This window comes from Haloarcula pellucida, assembly GCF_014647235.1.
Classification (GTDB): domain Archaea; phylum Halobacteriota; class Halobacteria; order Halobacteriales; family Haloarculaceae; genus Haloarcula; species Haloarcula pellucida.
On sequence record NZ_BMOU01000001.1, the window covers coordinates 130930 to 149499 of the forward strand.

Annotated in this window: 21 protein-coding genes; 5 read left to right on the plus strand and 16 right to left on the minus strand. The window is 67.4% G+C overall.

The window, feature by feature from the left end:
• Nucleotides 1–46: 46 nt before the first annotated feature.
• From IEY28_RS00735 to IEY28_RS00745, 3 genes are all read right to left on the minus strand, one after another.
• Complete coding sequence (locus tag IEY28_RS00735) at nucleotides 47–1075, minus strand: DNA-methyltransferase (RefSeq protein WP_188993625.1); 1029 nt, start codon at nucleotides 1073–1075, stop codon at nucleotides 47–49.
• Between the two features lie 37 nt (nucleotides 1076–1112).
• Complete coding sequence (locus IEY28_RS00740) at nucleotides 1113–1994, minus strand: methyl-accepting chemotaxis protein (protein WP_188993627.1); 882 nt, start codon at nucleotides 1992–1994, stop codon at nucleotides 1113–1115.
• Between the two features lie 112 nt (nucleotides 1995–2106).
• Nucleotides 2107–3069 (minus strand): transcription initiation factor IIB, encoded by a 963-nt coding sequence (locus IEY28_RS00745; protein ID WP_166968619.1) that lies wholly within the window; start codon nucleotides 3067–3069, stop codon nucleotides 2107–2109.
• Between the two features lie 206 nt (nucleotides 3070–3275).
• Between IEY28_RS00745 and yjjX the strand changes: the two genes are divergently transcribed.
• Complete coding sequence (yjjX, locus tag IEY28_RS00750) at nucleotides 3276–3791, plus strand: inosine/xanthosine triphosphatase (RefSeq protein WP_188993629.1); 516 nt, start codon at nucleotides 3276–3278, stop codon at nucleotides 3789–3791.
• Between the two features lie 28 nt (nucleotides 3792–3819).
• On the opposite strand, the gene IEY28_RS00755 is transcribed toward yjjX, so the two are convergent.
• From IEY28_RS00755 to IEY28_RS00770, 4 genes are all read right to left on the minus strand, one after another.
• Nucleotides 3820–4101: a YgaP family membrane protein gene (locus tag IEY28_RS00755; RefSeq protein WP_188993631.1), complete on the minus strand. Its 282-nt coding sequence runs from the start codon at nucleotides 4099–4101 to the stop codon at nucleotides 3820–3822.
• A 61-nt stretch (nucleotides 4102–4162) separates the two neighbouring features.
• A complete protein-coding gene (locus IEY28_RS00760) occupies nucleotides 4163–4462 on the minus strand; it encodes a YgaP family membrane protein (RefSeq protein WP_188993633.1) in 300 nt (99 codons plus the stop codon).
• 107 nt (nucleotides 4463–4569) lie between these two features.
• Nucleotides 4570–6393 (minus strand): flippase-like domain-containing protein, encoded by a 1824-nt coding sequence (locus IEY28_RS00765; protein ID WP_188993635.1) that lies wholly within the window; start codon nucleotides 6391–6393, stop codon nucleotides 4570–4572.
• Between the two features lie 114 nt (nucleotides 6394–6507).
• Nucleotides 6508–8226 carry a radical SAM protein gene (locus IEY28_RS00770; protein WP_188993637.1) on the minus strand — a complete coding sequence of 573 codons (1719 nt, stop codon included), beginning with the start codon at nucleotides 8224–8226 and terminating at the stop codon, nucleotides 6508–6510.
• A gap of 134 nt (nucleotides 8227–8360) precedes the next feature.
• Here IEY28_RS00770 and IEY28_RS00775 point away from each other — a divergent pair, with 134 nt between their 5' ends.
• The gene (locus IEY28_RS00775) at nucleotides 8361–9593 is read left to right on the plus strand and encodes a glycoside hydrolase family 18 protein (protein ID WP_188993640.1); all 1233 of its coding nucleotides are present in this window, start codon (nucleotides 8361–8363) and stop codon (nucleotides 9591–9593) included.
• Nucleotides 9594–9625: 32 nt separating this feature from the next.
• Here IEY28_RS00775 and IEY28_RS00780 read toward each other — a convergent pair whose 3' ends face one another.
• Both IEY28_RS00780 and IEY28_RS00785 read right to left on the minus strand, forming a co-directional pair.
• The gene (locus IEY28_RS00780) at nucleotides 9626–9970 is read right to left on the minus strand and encodes a DUF4112 domain-containing protein (protein ID WP_188993642.1); all 345 of its coding nucleotides are present in this window, start codon (nucleotides 9968–9970) and stop codon (nucleotides 9626–9628) included.
• A gap of 191 nt (nucleotides 9971–10161) precedes the next feature.
• On the minus strand, nucleotides 10162–10959 hold the full coding sequence (locus tag IEY28_RS00785; protein ID WP_188993644.1) for a DUF429 domain-containing protein: 798 nt from the start codon (nucleotides 10957–10959) through the stop codon (nucleotides 10162–10164).
• Nucleotides 10960–11058: 99 nt separating this feature from the next.
• On the opposite strand from IEY28_RS00785, the gene IEY28_RS00790 reads away from it, so the two are divergent.
• A complete protein-coding gene (locus tag IEY28_RS00790; protein WP_166968633.1) occupies nucleotides 11059–11217 on the plus strand; it encodes a DUF7559 family protein in 159 nt (52 codons plus the stop codon).
• Nucleotides 11214–11633, plus strand: a complete 420-nt coding sequence (locus tag IEY28_RS00795; protein ID WP_188993646.1) for an Hsp20/alpha crystallin family protein — start codon at nucleotides 11214–11216, stop codon at nucleotides 11631–11633. The genes IEY28_RS00790 and IEY28_RS00795 overlap by 4 nt, the downstream gene beginning before the upstream one ends.
• Before the next feature lie 41 nt (nucleotides 11634–11674).
• Here the strand turns inward: IEY28_RS00795 and IEY28_RS00800 are convergent, their stop codons facing one another.
• From IEY28_RS00800 to IEY28_RS00820, 5 genes are read right to left on the minus strand one after another with little or no spacing between them, the layout of a single operon-like run.
• Nucleotides 11675–12772: an NAD(P)/FAD-dependent oxidoreductase gene (locus IEY28_RS00800; protein WP_188993648.1), complete on the minus strand. Its 1098-nt coding sequence runs from the start codon at nucleotides 12770–12772 to the stop codon at nucleotides 11675–11677.
• The gene (locus tag IEY28_RS00805; RefSeq protein WP_188993650.1) at nucleotides 12773–13558 is read right to left on the minus strand and encodes a DUF7388 family protein; all 786 of its coding nucleotides are present in this window, start codon (nucleotides 13556–13558) and stop codon (nucleotides 12773–12775) included.
• Between the two features lie 41 nt (nucleotides 13559–13599).
• Entirely contained in the window at nucleotides 13600–14220 is a 621-nt protein-coding gene (locus IEY28_RS00810; RefSeq protein WP_166968641.1) for an NUDIX hydrolase, read from the minus strand.
• A gap of 47 nt (nucleotides 14221–14267) precedes the next feature.
• Entirely contained in the window at nucleotides 14268–14738 is a 471-nt protein-coding gene (locus IEY28_RS00815; RefSeq protein ID WP_188993652.1) for a DUF7109 family protein, read from the minus strand.
• 40 nt (nucleotides 14739–14778) lie between these two features.
• Complete coding sequence (locus IEY28_RS00820) at nucleotides 14779–15915, minus strand: MFS transporter (protein WP_188995658.1); 1137 nt, start codon at nucleotides 15913–15915, stop codon at nucleotides 14779–14781.
• A gap of 115 nt (nucleotides 15916–16030) precedes the next feature.
• Here IEY28_RS00820 and IEY28_RS00825 point away from each other — a divergent pair, with 115 nt between their 5' ends.
• Entirely contained in the window at nucleotides 16031–16201 is a 171-nt protein-coding gene (locus IEY28_RS00825) for an HVO_0758 family zinc finger protein (protein ID WP_188993654.1), read from the plus strand.
• A 40-nt stretch (nucleotides 16202–16241) separates the two neighbouring features.
• Here IEY28_RS00825 and IEY28_RS00830 read toward each other — a convergent pair whose 3' ends face one another.
• Together IEY28_RS00830 and IEY28_RS00835 are read right to left on the minus strand one after the other, a co-directional pair.
• Nucleotides 16242–17327: an aldo/keto reductase gene (locus IEY28_RS00830; protein WP_188993656.1), complete on the minus strand. Its 1086-nt coding sequence runs from the start codon at nucleotides 17325–17327 to the stop codon at nucleotides 16242–16244.
• A gap of 38 nt (nucleotides 17328–17365) precedes the next feature.
• Nucleotides 17366–18565 carry a DHH family phosphoesterase gene (locus tag IEY28_RS00835; RefSeq protein ID WP_188993658.1) on the minus strand — a complete coding sequence of 400 codons (1200 nt, stop codon included), beginning with the start codon at nucleotides 18563–18565 and terminating at the stop codon, nucleotides 17366–17368.
• Nucleotides 18566–18570: the final 5 nt, after the last annotated feature.

Consider the following 18570-nt stretch of genomic DNA (forward strand, 5'->3'; position numbering starts at 1 on the left):
GTCGTGCCGACGACCGGCGTCTTCCACGCCGCCCCCGCTCATCCGGTCACTCGACGGGCGTGTGGGTCACGCGATACCCCTCGTCCGTTCGCTCGACGCCGTCGACGGCGTACAGACGGATGCGACGCTCCTGTTTGGTGTTGACCGCGAAGTCGTAGTGTTCGGCCTCGTAGCCCGGTTCCTTCCCGGCGTCCCGGTACTGTTCGACCCACTCGCGGTGGTCGGCCAGTCGCTCGCGGGCCAACCGTTCCGAACGGTCCGGGAGACGCTCCACTCGTTCGGCGAGCGCTCGCACCAGGTCGGGGTCGCGCTCGACGCCGACGGAGTTGCGGGCGCCGGCCATCGCCGCCAGCGTCGTGGTGCCGGTGCCGAGGAACGGGTCCAGCACGGTGTCGTCGTAGACGGAGAACATCGAGACGAGGCGGTACGGAATCGCGAGCGGGAACGCCCCCGACCGGTCGCGCAGGCCGTCGTCGATGTCCTGTGCTTCGCCGGGCAGTTCCCAGAGGTCCGAGAACCACTCGTTGCGCTCCTCCCAGAAGTACGCGCTCTCGTAACGTCGGTCGGCGCCGGGTTCGAGGCGGCGTCGCTCCCCGTTGCGGAACACGAGGATGTGTTCGTGTTCCAGCGTCGGATAGGCGTTGGGCGGGACCATTCCCGACCCCATGAACTTCGCGCCGCTGTTGGTCGGTTTCCGCCAGAGGATGTCCGGGAGCGCTCGCATGTCACGGTCGGTGAACCGGTCGGTTATCTCCGCGTGGTTGGGGTACGACCGGAACCCGTCGTCCAGCGACCGCGTGGCGTCGCCGACGTTGATACAGGCGATGCCGCCCGGCACGAGGACGCGCTCGATTTCGGCCCACACCGAATCGAGCACGTCGTGCATCAACTCGAAGGCCCTGTCGCCGTCGCCCTCGTCGAGTGCCACCCCGACGTCGGGGTCCAACGCGGCGAAGATGTCGTCCCACATCTCTATCATCGGGTACGGCGGCGAGGTGACGACGAGTTCGACGCTGTCGTCTGCCAGTGGCAACTCTCGGGCGTCGCCCGTGACGACCCGGTGGCTCGTCTCCATAGCGACCTCTGAAGTCGACGGGACTCGTGTCTTGCGGTTATCGGTCGTCGAGCAGGTTCTGAATCTCGGTTATCTTCGCGGTCTGCTGTTCGTTGGCCGCGGCTATCTGTTCGATTTCGTCGGCGACCTCCTCGGCGTTCTCGGCGGTCAGGTCGACCATGCTGGCGACCTCTTCGGTCGAGGCAGCCTGTTCGTCGGTGGCGGAGGCGACTTCCTCGGCGCCGCGGGCGGCCTCCTCGACGGCCTCGTCGATGTCGCGCAGAATCTCGACGGTTCGACTCACCTGCTCGATACCCGCTTCGACCTGTTCGTTGGCGTCGTCGATGCTCTCGACAGTGTCCTCCGTGTCGGCCTTGATGTTCGAGACGAGTTGCTCTATCTCGGTGGCGTTCTCCTGGGACTCCTCGGCCAGGCTCTTGACCTCGTTGGCGACGACGGCGAACCCTTCGCCGGCCTCGCCGGCCCGGGCCGCCTCGATGGAGGCGTTCAGCGCCAGCATATTGGTCTGGTCGGCGATGTCGTTGATGACCTCCACTATCTCGTCTATCTCGTCGATACGGTCGCGCAGTTTCTCGACGTCGTCGGAGACGTTTTCGTTGGCCTCGTCGACAGACTCCATCGCGTCGATGGCGTCGTCGGCCACCTCACGCCCTTCGTCTGCGAGGTCGCGCGCGCGGTCGCTCACTTGCCGGACCTGACTCGCGCTCGATGCGACTTCCTCGACGGTCGCCGAGAGGTTCGATACCTCGCCTGCCACCTCGCGCATGTTCTCGGACTGCTCGTTCGCGAGGTCGCTGATCTCCTGCGAACTGGCGGAGACGCTCTCTGAGGTGCGCAACAACTCGTCGATAGCGGTGCCGAGTTCCCGGTCGCTGGACCCGGCCACACTCTGGGCAACGTTGCCCGAATCTGAAGCCATGTTCCCACCGCGACGGTCCAGCAGATTAAACATATCTCCGTGGTTATCAGCCGTGATTCTCCACCGGCGCCCGTACCGGACGACGCCCGAGACTATCCGACGGTTGACCCGCTCAGGCGACGGGGAGGTCCTGCTCGGCTTCGAGGAGTTCGTGATAGCGGTTACGGATGGTGACCTCGGAGATGTCGGCGACTTCGCTGACGGCGGCCTGCGTCGTCTTCTCGTTGGTCAGCAGTGCGGCAGCGTAGACGGCAGCGGCGGCGAGGCCTACCGGAGACTTCCCGGAGTGGACGCCCTGCTCTTTCGCGTTCTGGAGGAGTTGTCGGGCGCGGTGTTCGGCTTCGTCGGAGAGCTCCAGCGAGGAGGCAAAGCGGGGGACGTAGCTCTCGGGGTCGGCGGGTTTCACTTCGAGGCCGAGTTCGCGGACGACGTAGCGGTAGGTGCGGGCGATTTCGCTCTTCTCGACGCGGGAGACGTCCGTGATTTCGTCGAGCGACCGCGGGACGCCGGCCTGCCGTGCGGCGGCGTACACCGAGGCCGTCGAGACGCCCTCGATGGAGCGGCCGGGGAGCAGGTCCTCGTCGAGCGCGCGGCGGTAGATGACAGAAGCCGTCTCGCGGACGTTCTCGGGCAGACCGAGCGCGGAGGCCATCCGGTCGATTTCGCCCAGCGCCTGCTTGAGGTTGCGCTCTTTGGAGTCACGGGTACGGAACCGCTCGTTCCACTTGCGGAGGCGCTGCATCTTCTGGCGCTGCTTGCCCGACAGGGAGTTGCCGTAGGCGTCCTTATCGCGCCAGTCGATGTTGGTCGACAGGCCCTTGTCGTGCATCATGTTCGTCGTCGGCGCGCCGACGCGGGACTTCTCGTCTTTCTCGCTGGAGTCGAACGCGCGCCACTCCGGCCCGCGGTCTATCTCGTCGGATTCGACGACGAGCCCACAGTCCTCACAGACCGTTTCGCCGTGTTCGTCGTCCATCACGAGAGAGCCGCTACACTCCGGGCAGGCGGTCGATGTCGAACTCGATTCCTCTGTCTGCTCGTCCGTTCGTTGTCGTGTTCGCGTGTGTTCGCTCATTGGTTGCGAAGGCGGGTGCTCACCGGGTGGGACTCGCCGTAGAACCCGGAGGCAATCGGTAATACTGCGTCTGTCCGAAAGAGATTTAAAAATTGTGGTATCGGAACGAGGACGGGCGACTCACGCCACGAAACAGTCGTTTGTGTACGACACCCACGACCATTCAAATAACAACACTCATGAATCATTCAGCAGTTTCCGGAGATATGGACGTCGCCGTCGGGAGCGAGAACCCGGTCAAGCGGACCGCTGTCGAACGAATTCTGCCCGACGCCACCGTAGTGTCGGTCGGCGTCGACTCCGGAGTGGCCGAACAGCCGTGGGGTCGCGAGGAGACGGCCACGGGCGCACGGAACCGAGCGACTGCGGCGCTGTCGGACACCGACGCCGACTTCGGTGTCGGTATCGAGGGCGGCGTCGCCGACCGAACGGAACCCGAGGGCCTGTGGCTCGTCATGTGGGCGGCGGTCACCGACGGCGAGACGACGGCGTTCGGTGACGGGCCGTCCATTCGACTCCCGGCGGCTGTCGCTGGTCGCGTTCGGGACGGCGAAGAACTCGGCCCGGTACTGGACGACAGACTCGGCCGCGAGGCCGTCGCCAAACGGGAGGGCGCCGTCGGCGTCTACACCGACGGGCGGGTCACGCGGACGGACGCGCTGGCCGACGCCGTCGCCGGCGCGTTCGGACTGTTCCTGACCGACCGGTACGATAGCCGCTGATCCAGCCTCGTCGATACAGACGCCGAACTCAGTTCCCACTCGTCCCGCGGTCTACCTCGTCACCGGCGTCCGGGGACGACCCGCCACGGTAAGTATCCAGTCCGATCACGGAGTTCAACGGGCACTTCTGCGTGACCGCAGTGACCGTGAGGACGAGGCCCACGAGCAGTGCGAGTCCCCCGAGAACCAATCCAATCGTCCCCGCTGCCAGTGTCAACACGCCGCCCAGCGCTGCGATGCCGACGAGGAACAGGATCGGTCCAACGACGAACCGTGCGGTGCGGTCGAATCCACCGACGTTCTTTTCCATAGTGGTGTTCACCGTGCGGTAGTACGCCGCCAGTGAGGATAAAGAGGTTGGATAGTTCACATTACCCGCCCGGACACCAGTTCGACCGGGTTTCGGTCCCCAACTCGTCGCCCGAGCGGCCAGTCGTCTTCCGGCCCTCGTCGGTGTCGAACCCCGCGAGGGCGTTTATCGGACGCCAGCGTAGTCCCGCTGTGGGGAGGAAGACGGGCCCCGACAGCGGCGGCGATGATCCCGCAACGATGGCCAATCGCCCGGCGTCGAGACTGACGACGCCCCGGAGTATCGCGGCTCCGACGACCAGCGAGACCGGGCCGAACAGGAGGCGACCGATGCGGTCGTACCCGCCGACGTTTCGTTCCACGGTTTCGGCACCGGTTCGACATACGTTGATACGAAATACGACTCGAACTGTCACGACGCTTCATTGGAGACGTGCGGTCGAACAGCGTCACGGCGGCGCGTCGGCGGTCAGTCGGTCGCCTCGGGTTCGACGTCGGCGGCGGTCCGGGACTCCTCGACGGCTTTGGTCAGCGAGACGTTGAGCCACGCCATCGAGGTGACGCCGCCGACGATGGTGACGGCGTTCTTCACGGCGTGGTCGACGATGGCGACCGAGAGCGCCGTCGCGACGCCGATGCCCGCGGGTGTCAGCGGCACGACGATGACGGTGAACGCGCCTTCGTAGAGGCCGACGCCGCCGGGCGTGAGCGGGAGCACCTTCGCGAGGTTCCCGACGCTGACGGCGAAGAAGCCGACGGCGACCAGCGAGGGAGTCAGCGGGTAGCCGAACGCGGCGAAGACGAGCAGTGCCGTCACCACGTCCAGCGCCCAGATGGCGAGACTCGCGAGGCCGACGCGGGCGAACGAGCGGCCGTCGCCGGCCACCGTCTGTACGTCGCCGACGAACCGCTCGACGACGCCCGCGACGTAGTCGGCGTAGGAGTCGTCGCTCAGGCGGCCGACCGTCCGGCGGACGAGGTTCCGGTCGGAGTGGGCGCTGGCGACGATGGCGACGACGGAGCCGATAGCAGCCACACCGACGAACGCGGCGACGGCGATAGCTGTCTGTCCGCTCGCGGCGGCGTCACCGCCCGCCACGTCGCCGGTGACCGCGCCGACCAGCGTGTCGGCCGACCCCGTCGCCGCGAGTCCCATCAGCACGACGCCGGCCAGTAGCGTGATGGTCAGCAGGTCGAAGACGCGCTCGACGGCCAGCGACGCGAACCCGGAGGGGTACGGGATAGAGCGCCGGGCCTTCACGACGTAGGCGCGAACGGCGTCGCCCGCCCGCGCCGGGAACACGAGGTTCCCGGTCTGGCTGATGAACACCGCGCCCGTGAGGAAGTCCCAGCGCTCGCGAAAGCCCATCGACTGCAGGATGTCTCGATAGCGTGCGCCACGCAGCGGCCACGAGAGCGCGTAGACGACGGCACTGGCTCCGACGAGGGCGGGGTCCGCACCGGCCATCTCGTTCAGGACCGTATGGGGGTTCAGGTACTGGGTCATCAGGAGGAGCGCCACCACGACCAGCGCCGTCCCGGCGCCGAGCGACACGCGGCGGGTGATTCGCGGACGAACCGACAGCTCCCAGCCGGTCCGGAGAATCTGGCTCCCCATCCCGAAGACGTCCCGGACGATGTCGACCTTCGAGTCGCCCTTCGGTTCCCAGTCGACGGCGAACTCCTTGACGCTGAACCCGCGCCGCTGGGCCTTGACGAGCATCTCCGTGTCCCAGAACCAGTGTTCGTCCTGGACGGACGGTGCGAGCGCTTCGAAGGCCTGTCGGTCGAACGCCTTGAAGCCGCACTGGTGGTCCTTGAGGTCCGAGCGCAACACTCCTCGGACCAGCGTGTTGTAGCCGATGCTCGGGATGCCACGTTTCGCCGGGCGGTCCGCCCGGTTCTCGGGCATCCAGCGTGACCCCGTGGCCACGTCGTACTCGCCAGAGCGGACGCTCTCGACGAGTTCTTCGAGGTGGCGCATGTCCGTCGCGAGGTCGGTGTCGAAGTACACCAGCGTCTGGCCATCGGCCCGGTCGAAGGCGTACTCCAGTGCGCCCCCGCGACCGAGGCGTCTGTCGGAGTGGATGTGTCGGACACGGTCGTCTTCGTCGGCGAGTCGGGTCGCTATCTCCGGCGTCCGGTCCGCACAGCCGTCTTCGGCGACGATGACTTCGAACGCATCTTCGGGGAGAAAGGCGGCGAGCGTCTCCAGCGTGACTGAGACGGTCCGCTCGATGGTGTCCTCCTCGTTGTAGGCGGGGAGGACGACGCTCACCTCGACGTCGGTCATTGGTGTCCACTGAGCGAGGGAGCCAAAAGTACCTTCTGTTCGTTCGAACGCACGCTGACCCACCAACACCGTGTTAAGTCCCTAGAGAGGTGCTAATGTGTGTTCGACGGGCTGTCAGTCGGCTCCGCCGTGGGATTGGGCCGTGACGAACGGCGAGAGGTCCTCACCGACCTCCGTCTCGGATTCGTAAGGTCGGCCTACGAGGATGTCCCCGGCACGACTCTGCCCGACGCCCGGGATCGTCGACAGTTCGTCCATCGAGGCGCTGTTGACGTCGAGTGGGTAGGGGACGCCGGTCACCGACCGGTAGCCGTGGTCGGTGATGGCGACGTCAATCGTCTGTCCGAGTTCTCGCTCGCCCGGCAGTCCGACCAGCAACGGGTAGGTGCCGAGTTGCCGGCCGAACGTCTTGCCGTCCTGATGGTACTCCAGATGGACGTCCGGCAGCACCGTCCCCGGCGGCGCGACGCGCTGGAGCATCGGGTTGTCAATCTCCTCGCGGACCTCCCGCTTGTACTGTTTGAACAGTTGTTTGTGGTCTTTCGCTATCTCTGCGCCGGTGTCGGCCATGTCCGTCCCCTCGAAGGCCATCACCTGCCGGATGTTCACGCGGCGGAGCAGCAGGCCCTCGTCGTAGACGCGCTGGAGGAACCGCTTGTTGTGTTCGAACGTCTCCCGCGTTTCGCCTTTCAGGCCGTGGACGAGGTTGATGCCCGGTAGGAGTTTCGGCAGGCGTCGCGCGGCGTCGTCGCCGAAGTTCGGCGCGGAGCCCCTGTCGCCACCGGGACGGAATCCGCCCACTTCGTTGACTATCTTCACTGCCTCGAAGCACTCGTCGGCGGTGACGTTGAGGTTGTTGTCGCTCTGGACGGCGGGGTCGGCCGACTCGAGGCCGAACGCGGCGGTGTCGCCGGGCGTGTTGTGCTCGGCGATGATGCGTATCCCCTCGCGTGCCTTCTCGGGCCACTTGACGATGGTGATGGGGTTCATGTTGTCGAGGTGGAGCGTCTCTAAGTCCGGCGCCACCTCGCGGATGCCGCCGTAGAGGCGACGGAGCGCGTCGGGGTTCGGCGCCTCGCCGTCGCCGCCGTAGGCGAGGATGTCGGCCTGCCGACCGAGACGGAAGTGCTTCACTCCGCGGTCCGAGAGCGCGTCCACCTCGTCGACGACGCTCTCGGGCGGCCGGAAGTCCGGATTGCCGTACATCGGTTCCGTGCAGAACGAACAGCGGTACGGACAGCCCCGAGAGGTCTCCATCTCGCAGATGAGGTACGCCGGGTGGTTGGGGTGCTGTTCGACGACGAACGCGCCCGACCGGGCCCATCGAGTCTCCTCCTCGACGGAGCGGTAGCGGTTCTCGAACCCTTCGAGGCCGGAGTCGACGAGGTCGTAGACGGCCGCCTCGACGTCGGCCATCGCGAGGAAGTCGAAGTCTAAGTCGTCGCGCGCCGTTTCGCTGGCGCCTTCGTTTGCCTCGCCCACGCCAAAGCGGACGGGGCCGCCGATGACGGAGGTACCGTCGGCCGTCCACGCCAGTTTCCGCACCTCGTCCGGTTCGGCGGGGGTCCCGCCGACGTACTTCCCGGGGACGGTCATCCCGCCGACGTACACCATGAGGTCGGCCTCCTCGACGTCGCGCCACAGGTGGCGGTCCTCGCGGAGTTCGTCGATGGTGTGGTAGGTGATCTGCTCGCGGGGGACGCCGGCGTCGACCATCGCACCGGCGGCGTACCGCGGGTACGTCGAGATGTAGGGCGGCACCCCGAAGTGTGCGGGTTCGTCGACGTAGCCGTCGACGATGGTCACGTCGAGCGTCTCGGGGTCTACAGTCATGGGCGCGGATTGACGCTCGACGCCTAAAACGGTGTCTGGTCGGCCACGTCGTGTCGGCGAAAGTTGATATGATTACAGGAATATAACCAGTCACAACAAATATATATTGGATTTGCGTATATATTGGTACGATTATGAAATCCACGTTATCACGCAGAGGCTTCTTGGGGGCGCTCGGTGCGACGGCCGCCATCGGTCTGTCCGGGGGCGCACGCGGCGCACGTAGTGGCTCGATTCACGCGGTACGCGGTGTCAAGAACACGCCACCGCCAGGGAAGTCCGTCGTCGGCATCTACCCGGCGTGGTCCCGCTACGAACGTGACTACATGCCGGGTGCGGTTCCGCTGGACCAGATCACGCATCTCCAGTACGCCTACCTCGCCGTCGAAGAGGACGGGAGCGTGGGCTACGCCGACCGGTTCGCCGACACGCGCAACCTCGCGGCGTTCCAGGCCCGCAAGAAGGACCACCCCGACACGAAGCTGGTCCTCTCCATCGGCGGGTTCTTCGCCTCGCAGTACTACTCGAAGGTGACGGTCGACAGCGCTCGCCGCGCCCGCTTTGCTCGCACCGCCATCGAGATCCTGCGCGAGTACGACTTCGACGGTCTCGACCTCGACTGGCGTTACCCCAGTGGCGAGGACGCCGACCAGTACACCCGCGACGGTGACATCCGCCAGTTCACCCTGCTCGTTCAGGAGGTCCGGCGACAACTCGACGCCGCTGGCGAGGAGGACGGCAAGTCCTACGAACTCAGCCTCTCGGCCGCCATCAACCCGAACTTCGCCGAGGAACTGGTCGTCGCGGAGTTGGCCGACGCCGTCGACCGGGTCAACGTCGTCTGCTACGATTTCGCCGGGCCGTGGGACGAGTACACCGGGTTCGGAGCGCCGCTGTACAACCCGTTCCCGGACAGCGTGCCGGACTTCCAGTACTACACCGCGAACGCGATGGACGCGTGGAAGGCCCGCCCTATCGACCCGGCCAAACTGAACCTGACCTTCGCGACGTTCGGCCGCGGCTACACCGGCGTCGACCCCGCGAACCGCGGGTTCGACCAGCCCTTCGACGGCGTTCCGGACGGCACCTTCCCCGCCGAGGAGCAGGGGACCTACGACTTCTGGGACATCGAGTACAACGTCAACGCCGACAACGACTACGAGTACTACTGGCACGACGACGCGGCCGCGCCGTACCTCTACTCCGAGAACGACCGCGAGTTCGTCAGCTACGACAACATGCGTTCGGTGGCGCTGAAAGCCGAGTACGTCCTCGACAACGACTTCGGCGGCATGACGATGTGGGACTTCCACGGCGACAAGTACGGCGCGTTGCTGTACACCGTCAACGAGGCGCTGGCCCAGTAGTCGAACGCTCGTCGGCCGACGGTTTCGGGCCGCTATCCCTGCCGTTCGAGGTCGGCCACAGCGAGGTCGACGTTCCTGACGTTCGCCTTCCAGATGGCGTCGAAGAGGTCGCCCACGACCGGAACCGCACCGATGCCCACGTCCAGCGCGACGTTCAGGAGCATCCGGGCCAGCGCTCGTCGGGAGACGCCGAGTCTGCCTGCTTCGAGGACGATGTACAGCGAGCAGAGTCCGGTCACGACGTCGCCCGCCACCGGAAGCAGGCCCAACAACGGGTCGAGGCCGACGTGGACGCCGACGCCCGGAACGCGGACGCTCTCGTCGAGCAGGTGTGCGAGCGTCCGAAGCCGACCCAGCGACGACGGTTCGCCGTCCATAGCCCCGACTCGGGCGCTGGGCTGATACGTCGTTCGCCGATATCACTCAGTCGTCGGCCCAGTACGGTGTCGCGTAGGCGACGAGGCCCACCGTCGGGTGCCCGTCGACGTTCTCGCGGATCCCCTCGAACCCCCCGTGTTCGTCGGTCATAGACGGCGTACCGGATCCGCACAGAAATATGGCCCTTGGGCTACACGTAGATGGTGCCTTCCTCGACGGTGCCGACCGGCGTCGGCCGAGCGCCGTCGGCGACCCGGCCGGCGGAGACGGCGGCGGCCAGCGAGTCGAGCGCGTCGTGGTTCCGGTGGTACGTCTCCCGGTGGTCGCCGAGGTCGACGCTACAGGCCGCGACGGCCTCGACGTTGGTCTCACGTCGGGCCCGGGCCCCGTCGGTGGTCTTGTACCCCTCGCGGTAACAGCCAAGCCACCCGAAGGTAGCCGCGGGGTACACCTCACAGACCACCGTCTCGGCGTCGTGGCCCTGCATCGGCGCGACGGCGGTGGCGGGGTCGTCGGCGAGGCGGCCGAGGACGTTCCGGGCGCCGTGGTAGGTCATGCTCCGGACCCGGTTCGTGTACGGACAGAGCGCCGCGCGCCGGGCGTCCGTCTCCCGTCGAATATCGCGTTTCCCGGCGGTCATCTCGGCGGTGTGGCGACACGCTTCCGAGAAGCCGTCGGGACTCGCCGGCCCACTGTCACTACAGACCCACTCGAGGAAACCGCGCCAGTGGCCGCCACACTGGGCGTCGAGCAGGGATTGCGGGAGGCTAAAGGGAAAGTCCAGTCCGACCGTCCCGACGTCGTCGTCCCGGATTCGTTCGACGAGGCCGGCGTGTGCGCTCTCGCGGTCACGCCCCCACTCGGCTGTCGCACGATAGCACGCGTCGATGCACATCCCTGCTGCAGTCTGTGTGGCTTCAGTCACCCACAACGCGTCCCCGGCCGCGCTCGCTCCGCTGAAGTCCACGCCCAGAACACCGGAACCCATGCCTGTCCCCTCTCCACGGGAGATAATCAATGTTCGGACGGGTACAGCGCCGGTTCCGCCTCCGAAAGCGGTTTGAGCCTCACGAACCAACCAACGACCATGCCAGCCACTCTGGAGGTCGTCTGTACCGACGACGACTGCACGCTCGATATGTTCGAGCTGCACTACACCTACGATATGCCCGACGACACCGGCGTCGGGGACTTCACCTGTCCGTACTGTGGCGAGGCCGACACGCTGGAGGCCGTGGAGCTATGATTCGCGGCATCGGGGAGTCTATCGGCAACGCTATCTTCGAGAACATCGGTCGGGCCGCCGGTCGGGTTCAGGAGAACAAGCCGCTGCCGGCGGACTTGCTTGAGTCCGAGGACGCCTATCTGGTCGTCTTCGACGCCCCCGGTGCAACCGCGAGTGACGTGCAGGTCCGGTACGTCGACGACCGCGTCGAGGTCCGCATCGACCGCTTCCGGGACTTCCACGACGGCTTCGAGATGCGCTATCCCGGCCGCGGACTGGCGCTCGACGGGTCGGTGACGCTCCCCGAGGACGCCGTCGTCGACGCCGAGGCCGCGACGGCGACGCTGAAACACGACGGGACCCTGCAGGTCCGCATCCCGAAGTCCGAGACGGTCGACGACGCGGAGACAGCGGCCGACGACGAGATCGAAGAGTAACCGACACCGCGCGCTGTTTTCGCCGTTTTACGACGCATACGTCACCAGTCGGCGGTCGGGTCGCCCAGCGGGTCGAACGACTCGTCGCCGTCGAACCGCGTCGGGTCGACGCGAGGGCCGAGCGGGACGGACAGGGTCGGGTCCGCATCGAGCACCCGTTCGGCGAGGAACTCGCCCAGCGCCGGCGCTCGCATCAGGCCGTGACCCTGCCACCCAGCGGCGACGTAGAGGCCGTCTGCGACGTGCCCGACCAGTGGGTCCCGGTCGGGCGTCGCCGTACAGAGACCGGCCCACGAGCGAGCGACGGCCGGTGAGAGCGTGGTCGCTTCGTCGAACTTCGCCAGCGCCGACTCGACGAACTCGGGGTCGGCGTCGGCGGTCCAGTCGTCCGGGTCGGCGGCGTGGGCGCCGTTCCCGACGATGATTCGCTCGCCCTTCGGGCGCCAGTAGAACTCCTCGGTCGCGTCGTAGAACGACGGGAGGCCGGCGTCGACCGGGGTCGTGACGAGCGCCTGTGCCCGGTAAGTCTTCAGAGCGAGCGAGACGCCCACGTCGGCAACCAGCGGTTTTGCCGCTGACCCGCCGGCGACGACCACGGCGTCGAACCGTTCGCGCCCGTCGCTCGTTTCGACAGTCTTCGGGTCGGCGAGGGTAGCGGGCGTCTCGGTCAGGATGGTCACGCCGGCCGACCGGGCGCGTGCCGCCAGTTCGGTCACGACCGCATCGGGGTCGAGCGTCCCGGCGGCGTTCGCGACGCCGGCGGCGGTGACCGTAGACGTATCGAGATGCGGATACCGTTCTGCGAGCGCTTCGGGCGACAGTTCGGTCACGTCTCGTCCGTGGGCCTGCATCTCGCGGACCTGCTGGCGAATCGCCGTCGCGTCGCCGTCCTCGCGGGCAGCCCAGACGTACGGACACGGGGTCAGTAGGTCCCACTCGCGGTAGCGGTCGAGTGCCCGGGCGGCGACGGCGGCGTCCACCGACCCGGCGAAGGCGTCGTAGCAGATGCCCGCCGCGCGACCCGTCGCGCCGCTACCCAGTTCGTCGCGTTCGTAGAGCGCCACCGCCGCGCCACGGTCGGCGAGGTCACCGGCGACGGTGAGTCCGACACAGCCACCGCCGACGACGGCGACCCGCATCTATCCGAGGAGCGGGCCGAGACCGCGGGCCGGGTACCCGACGACGGTGTCGGCGCCAGCGTCCCGCAACTGGTCGGTCCGGTCGGCTACCGTCTCCGGGCGGCCGACGAGCGCGTAGTCCCCAACGGCCTGTCGGAGCACGTCGCGGGCCCGGCCAGTCGCCGCGCTGTCGGTTCGCGCGTCGTCCGGGAGGGCCTCCCGAACCGGTCGTCGTCGGGCGGCGTAGTCGCCCACGGCGTCCAGTACCGCGTCGTCGTCGCCGGTGAGGACCAGCGGTGCGTACACCGCCACCTCGCCGTCGAACCCGGCGGCCCTGAGCGCCCGGAGGTCTCTGTCGGTCGAGCGCGAGAGCAGTTCGTACTGCGTCCCGCCAACGGCCATCGCGAGGCGTTCGATGCCTTCGGTTCCCACCCATGGGTCCGTGGCGTCGGCCGCAGCCGCCCGGAGCCGCGGTGCGACCGCTCGCTCGGCCTCCGTCGCCGTGAGGTAGGCACCGTGGCCGGCCACGAGGACGCGGTCGACGGCCTCGGGGACGGCATCCAGCGCCGAGTCGTCGCCCAGCGGGTCGTACCCGTCGGCCCGCACCGGCGTCGTCAGTCGGACCTCGGCGTGGTCGGTCAGCGTCGCCAGCGTCTCGCAGTCGGGGACGTGCTCGCGGCCCTCGTAGTCGACGGCGAGGGTCTCGACGTCGAGGTCGACGGCCCGCGCCGGGTCGACTTCGGCCGGCTTGAGCGCTACTGCGTCGATGCCAACGTCGGCCAGCGTCCCGGTCGCGAGTGTCGTCATTCGTCAGTGGATTCGTCTCGGTGAGGAAAGCCCTGTCGTTCTCAGCGAATCTGGTCCCGCACCGACTCGGGGAACTCGTCGTCCGGGCCCGCGTACCGGTCGGGTTCGGGTGGCATCTCCCAGTCAGTCGCCAGTTCGAGCAACTGGACGAGCATCCGCGCCGTGGCCCCCCAGACGGTGTAGCCGTCGACGTAAAAGAAGTGCAGGCGTATCTCGCCGTAGTATGGATGGTCGCGGTGTTCGGACTCGTAGTTGTCGAGGTCGGTGAGTTCGGAGACGGGGAGGACGACCACCTCGGCGACCTCCTCGTCGCTGGGGGTGTACTCCCGGTCGGGGATGCGCGCCACGAACGGGCGCACGGAGTAGTGCGAGACGGTCCGGATGTCGTCGAGACGCCCGACCACGTGAGCGGCCTGCGGGTCGAGACCGATTTCCTCGTTGGCCTCCCGGAGTGCCGTCCGGAGCAGGTCGTCGTCTTCGGGTTCGTACCCCCCGCCGGGGAACGACATCTGCCCGGGGTGGTCTGGCAGGTGATCGGCCCGTTTCGTGAACAGGATGCCCTCCCCTTCGGGGCGAGTAACGACCGGCACGACCACGGCTGCCTCGCGCTCCTCGTCGTCGACGACGACAGCGTCGTGTGCCCTTAGCCGGTCGAAGTCCATACCGAACCGAAGGTGTGTACGTCCTTAACTCGGTCGGGTCCTCCCAGTCAGGCGTCGTCGAGTCGGTCTCGGGCCGCGTCTAGTTCGACCGCCCCCCACGCTTCGAGGTCGTAGCTCGCGTCCAGCAGGGACGCGATGCGGTCCTCGTCACCGGCCTGTACCGCCTGTACGGCGTCCTCGCGGAACTGCGATTCTGCGGCACGAGCCACGGTCTCGTCGGCGAGTGTTCGGTCGGGGACGTCCATGATGTGTGGGAGGTCCCCGGCCCCTTCTGGCAACGACGGGAACGCCGCGGGACCGACGACGAGGAGTTCGTCGGCGGGACGCTCGTCGTGGTCGGCGACCGAAAGCAGGTGGTACGACGTGAGCGCTTCCTCGATGTCCCCGGCGAACGCGTCGGCTTCGACGTCCTCGCCCGCTTTGAACGCGAGTTCAGAACACGCCCGTCCGAGTTCCGTCCGAGTGAGCGCACCGAAGAGGTCGACGACGCCAGCGAGGTCGTCGGCAGTCAGGTCCATATCGGGTGCGCGGCCCCCAGCGGCTTCAGCGTTTCCGGGCTCAGGCGGCGGCCGTCCTCGGCAACCGGCCGCTGAAGTGCAGCGTCAGGAGCGCGAGCAAGAGGACGACCAGTCCGGCGCCCATCCACTCGAAGATGGTCGGGAAGGCGACGCCAGCGTCCAGCAGGAACCCGAAGATGACGCTCCCGGGGGCCTGTATCATCATCATGCCCGCGCCGTAGGCCGCGTACGCGCTGGCGCGGTGGCGGTCCGGGAGCGACCCGAGCAGGTACGTATCGACGGCGGGGAAGCTACTGTGGATGACGTAGCCCGTGACGGCGCTGAAGGCCACCAGCGGCCAGAACCCCCGAACTATCGGAAGGACGAGGATACAGCCAGTGAAGGCTGCGACGATGACGAGGATGTACGGGAGCGTCGGCAACCGGTCGGCCAGCCGTCCGCTGACGTAGAACGCCGGCACGCCCGCACCGAACGTGACCTGCAGGAGCGTCCGTCCAGTCGCCTTCGTGAGGCCGATACTGTCGAGGTACGTGACGTAGAAGTTGAACAGTCCGTTCCACACCATCGTCGTAAAGCCCAGCGTCGCTACCGCGGTGAGGACGATCGGCCACTGTGCCAGTACCGCCCCCAGCACGTCCCTGTCCTCGCTGCCGGCCTCGGGGAACGCCGTCTGGCGGGCGATCAGCGTGAACACGACCGTCATCACCGCCGCGGCGACGGCTATCGCCTGTAGCGTCACGCGCCAGTTCCCGACGACGAGCGCCGCGGAGACGAGCGCCGGTGCGGCGACGGCGGCGAGTTGGCTGGCGACGCCGTGCTGGCCGAGGACGCGGCCCGGCGCGTCGGGGTACAGTTCGCTGATGAGCGTGTTCGCGGCGATGATGTAGACGCCGCTTGCGAGTCCCATCGTGAACGCCCCGACGAGTAACAGCGTCGGGTCCGTGGTCAGCGCGGTAAAGGCCGCCCCCACCGTCAAGACGACGCCGGAGCCGAAGACGGCCTGTGCCCGGCTCACTCGGGTCAACAGGAAGCCGGTCGGGAGCCGCGTCACCGCACTCCCGGCCCAGACGAGCGTCGCCAGTAGCCCCAGCGTCGCACTACTCGCACCCGTCGCGACCCGGATGGGTTCGAGCAACGGCGCGAACACCACGCGCGAGAGGTTGATGAGAAAGACCAACCCGAGCAACGAGCCGAACACTGACCGTCGAGACACACCGGACAGTCGTCGCTCGCCCCGAAGATTGTTCCGAATCGCCACGGTCTTTTTATCCACGGCTGTCAGAGCTAGTCGTATGGACTCGGTCAGGAAGGCCCTGCGTGCGGGTGACGTCGAGAAAGACGGCTACGGTCGACTCTCGTGTACGGCATGTGACGAGCCACTGTCGACGGACAACGACCCGGACCAGGTCGGCAAGGTTCGGGTCTGTCCCGACTGTGGGACAGAGTGGAAAGAACTCGGCTGACACCCAAGCGGCGGGCTGCCGGGCCGGACTCGTCTCGCACTTACTCGAACACTGCGTCGAACGCTTCCGCACCCAGCGGCTCGTACCGCCCGGCGTCGACGTTCTCCTCGGCGTGTTCTGCGGACCCCGTCCCGACGAGCGAACAGGTCACGCCGGGGGCGCTCCGCGCGAAGTTGAGCGCTCGCTGGGCGCGGGTCTCGCCGTCGAGTTTCCCCTCGACGCTCTCGGGCATCTCTTCTGCCAGTCGTCCCTGCATGATAGACGCGCTCGTGAACACGTCGAGACCGGCCTCGTGAGCGAACCACAGCGCCGACTGCGGGCCGTCCGCGCCGTCGTGGGCCGCGACGCTGAACGCGTCGGCCATGAACACGTTGAACGGTAGCTGGATGGCCCGGAAGTGCGTCGCCGTGTTTCCGACCGACTTCGCGGCCGACCGTGCCCGCTCGACGACTTCCGGTAGCGAGAGATAGCTGTCGTGACTCTCGGGGACGCGAAACGCCTCCCACGTCGCCACCCCGTAGTGTTTCAGGTCGCCGGCCGCCGCTCGTTCCTCCAGTCGCTCGAAGGCGGCCTCTAGTTGGTCGTACACTTCTGCGCGGCTGTGCTCGGCCAGTTGCGTCTCGGGGTTGTGGACGTAGTAGAGGTCGACGGTGTCCAGTCCGAGGTTGTCGAGCGACCGGTCCAACTGGTCGTCGAGGAACTCCGGCGCGATGCAGTGCTGGCCGCTGACGAGGGCGTCGGCGTCGACGATGCCCGTGTCGACGTACTCCGACTGGACGTACGCACCCGGGTTCTCGGGTCGCTCCCCGTCGAATGGGACGAACCCGCCCTTCGTCGCGACGACGACGGCCTCGCGGTCGACGTCCGCGTCGGCAAGCGCCCGCCCGACGACGCGTTCGGAGCGCTGGTGGCGATAGTTGATGGCCGTATCGAGGACGTTGACGCCCCCGTCCAGCGCGGTGACGATGGCGTCGTGGTAGGCGTCGTCGCGTTCGTCGGTCGGGTCGCCCAGATACGTACCGACGCCGATGCTGGAGACGACGCCGTCGCCGAACCGGCGGTAGAAGGTGCGCGCGAAGTCGTCGTGGTCGTCCCGGTACGCCCATGTCGCCTCCCGTGTTGCCATACCCACGCTTCGTCCCGACCGGACAAAAGGACCGAGATTCAGCGCTCGCCGGCCATCGCGTCGAACACGTGCTCTCGCAGGTCATCGCGCGTGATACCGTCGCTGGGGCCGATGCCGGCCATGTACTCGACGGGGATCTGCCCACCGCCCATCCGCGCGTGGCCGCCGCCCTCTCCCATCGGAATCGACTCGACGACGGACTCGATGGCTCGGCCGATGTGGACCCGGTCGTCGCGGGACCGACCGGCGATGCGGAGCGTCCCGTCGCTCTCGCCCACGACGACGACGGCCGAGATGCCCTCTAGGGTCTCCAGTTCGTCGGCGGCCTGCGGGATGGCGTCCGTGTTCGACACCTCGCCGACGTCGCTGTACGCGAACGGCGGGTCCACGACGCGCTCGGTGATGGCGCGGGCCTTCACGTCCAGTACCTCGGCGTCGATCTGCGGATTGGCGATGCGGTTGAGCAGGTCGGGGTCGATGCCCTCGTAGAGGTACGCCGCCGCGGCGAAGTCGTCCGAGGAACACCCGTTGGTCAGCGACCGCGTGTCCGATTGGATGCCGTAGATGAGGCCGGTCGCGACGTGACTCGGGAGCGCGTCTTCCGGGACCTCGGCCGTCTCGACGCCGCCGTCTGTCAGCGCCGTGTCGACGTCGTAGAACCCCCAGTCACGCGCCTGAAAGTACTCGGCGAAGATGGTCGCACACGCCCCGGTATGGGTTCTGACGTCGGTGAACTGCCGCCCCGTGCCGCCGCCAGGATGGTGGTCGACGACGGCGACGGGGTCGATATCGCTCGCCCCCGGAAACCCCCGCGCCTCGTTGTGATCGACCAACACGACGTGGTCGGCGGCGATGTCGCCGGCGGTCTCGATGCGCTCGAAGTCGAGGTCGAGCACCGTCTCGAAGGCTCGGTTCTCCGGCCGGCGAATCTCACCCGGATAACAGAGCGTCGTCTCGGTGTCCACCGCCGACGCCAGTTGGGAGACGGCGAGCGCCGAGGACATCGCGTCGGGGTCGGGGTTCGGATGCATCAGCACCGCGACCTCGTCGTACCGGCCGAGCACCGACATGAGTCGGTCGGCCGGCGTCCGCGTGAGATAGCGGTAGACGGCGACGGCGAGGCCCGAGACGACGAGCAGGGCGAGCAGAGCCGCGACGACTATCGTCGGGTTCTCGATGGCGTAGGCGGTGACCCGTTCGGCCTGTGTCGCGAGGTCCCCGGCAGCCACCTGTGACATAGGCG

Coding starts and splice junctions, on each gene's coding strand:
- IEY28_RS00755 (WP_188993631.1), bottom strand. CDS start 4,101: ATGGAAAAGAACGTCGGTGGATTCGACCGCACCGCACGGTTCGTCGTT.
- IEY28_RS00800 (WP_188993648.1), bottom strand. CDS start 12,772: ATGCGGGTCGCCGTCGTCGGCGGTGGCTGTGTCGGACTCACCGTCGCC.
- IEY28_RS00780 (WP_188993642.1), bottom strand. CDS start 9,970: ATGGACGGCGAACCGTCGTCGCTGGGTCGGCTTCGGACGCTCGCACAC.
- IEY28_RS00765 (WP_188993635.1), bottom strand. CDS start 6,393: ATGACCGACGTCGAGGTGAGCGTCGTCCTCCCCGCCTACAACGAGGAG.
- IEY28_RS00835 (WP_188993658.1), bottom strand. CDS start 18,565: ATGTCACAGGTGGCTGCCGGGGACCTCGCGACACAGGCCGAACGGGTC.
- IEY28_RS00775 (WP_188993640.1), top strand. CDS start 8,361: ATGAAATCCACGTTATCACGCAGAGGCTTCTTGGGGGCGCTCGGTGCG.
- IEY28_RS00805 (WP_188993650.1), bottom strand. CDS start 13,558: ATGACGACACTCGCGACCGGGACGCTGGCCGACGTTGGCATCGACGCA.
- IEY28_RS00785 (WP_188993644.1), bottom strand. CDS start 10,959: ATGGGTTCCGGTGTTCTGGGCGTGGACTTCAGCGGAGCGAGCGCGGCC.
- IEY28_RS00770 (WP_188993637.1), bottom strand. CDS start 8,226: ATGACTGTAGACCCCGAGACGCTCGACGTGACCATCGTCGACGGCTAC.
- IEY28_RS00735 (WP_188993625.1), bottom strand. CDS start 1,075: ATGGAGACGAGCCACCGGGTCGTCACGGGCGACGCCCGAGAGTTGCCA.
- IEY28_RS00815 (WP_188993652.1), bottom strand. CDS start 14,738: ATGGACCTGACTGCCGACGACCTCGCTGGCGTCGTCGACCTCTTCGGT.
- IEY28_RS00810 (WP_166968641.1), bottom strand. CDS start 14,220: ATGGACTTCGACCGGCTAAGGGCACACGACGCTGTCGTCGTCGACGAC.
- IEY28_RS00825 (WP_188993654.1), top strand. CDS start 16,031: ATGGACTCGGTCAGGAAGGCCCTGCGTGCGGGTGACGTCGAGAAAGAC.
- IEY28_RS00745 (WP_166968619.1), bottom strand. CDS start 3,069: ATGAGCGAACACACGCGAACACGACAACGAACGGACGAGCAGACAGAG.
- IEY28_RS00740 (WP_188993627.1), bottom strand. CDS start 1,994: ATGGCTTCAGATTCGGGCAACGTTGCCCAGAGTGTGGCCGGGTCCAGC.
- IEY28_RS00830 (WP_188993656.1), bottom strand. CDS start 17,327: ATGGCAACACGGGAGGCGACATGGGCGTACCGGGACGACCACGACGAC.
- IEY28_RS00790 (WP_166968633.1), top strand. CDS start 11,059: ATGCCAGCCACTCTGGAGGTCGTCTGTACCGACGACGACTGCACGCTC.
- IEY28_RS00795 (WP_188993646.1), top strand. CDS start 11,214: ATGATTCGCGGCATCGGGGAGTCTATCGGCAACGCTATCTTCGAGAAC.
- yjjX (WP_188993629.1), top strand. CDS start 3,276: ATGGACGTCGCCGTCGGGAGCGAGAACCCGGTCAAGCGGACCGCTGTC.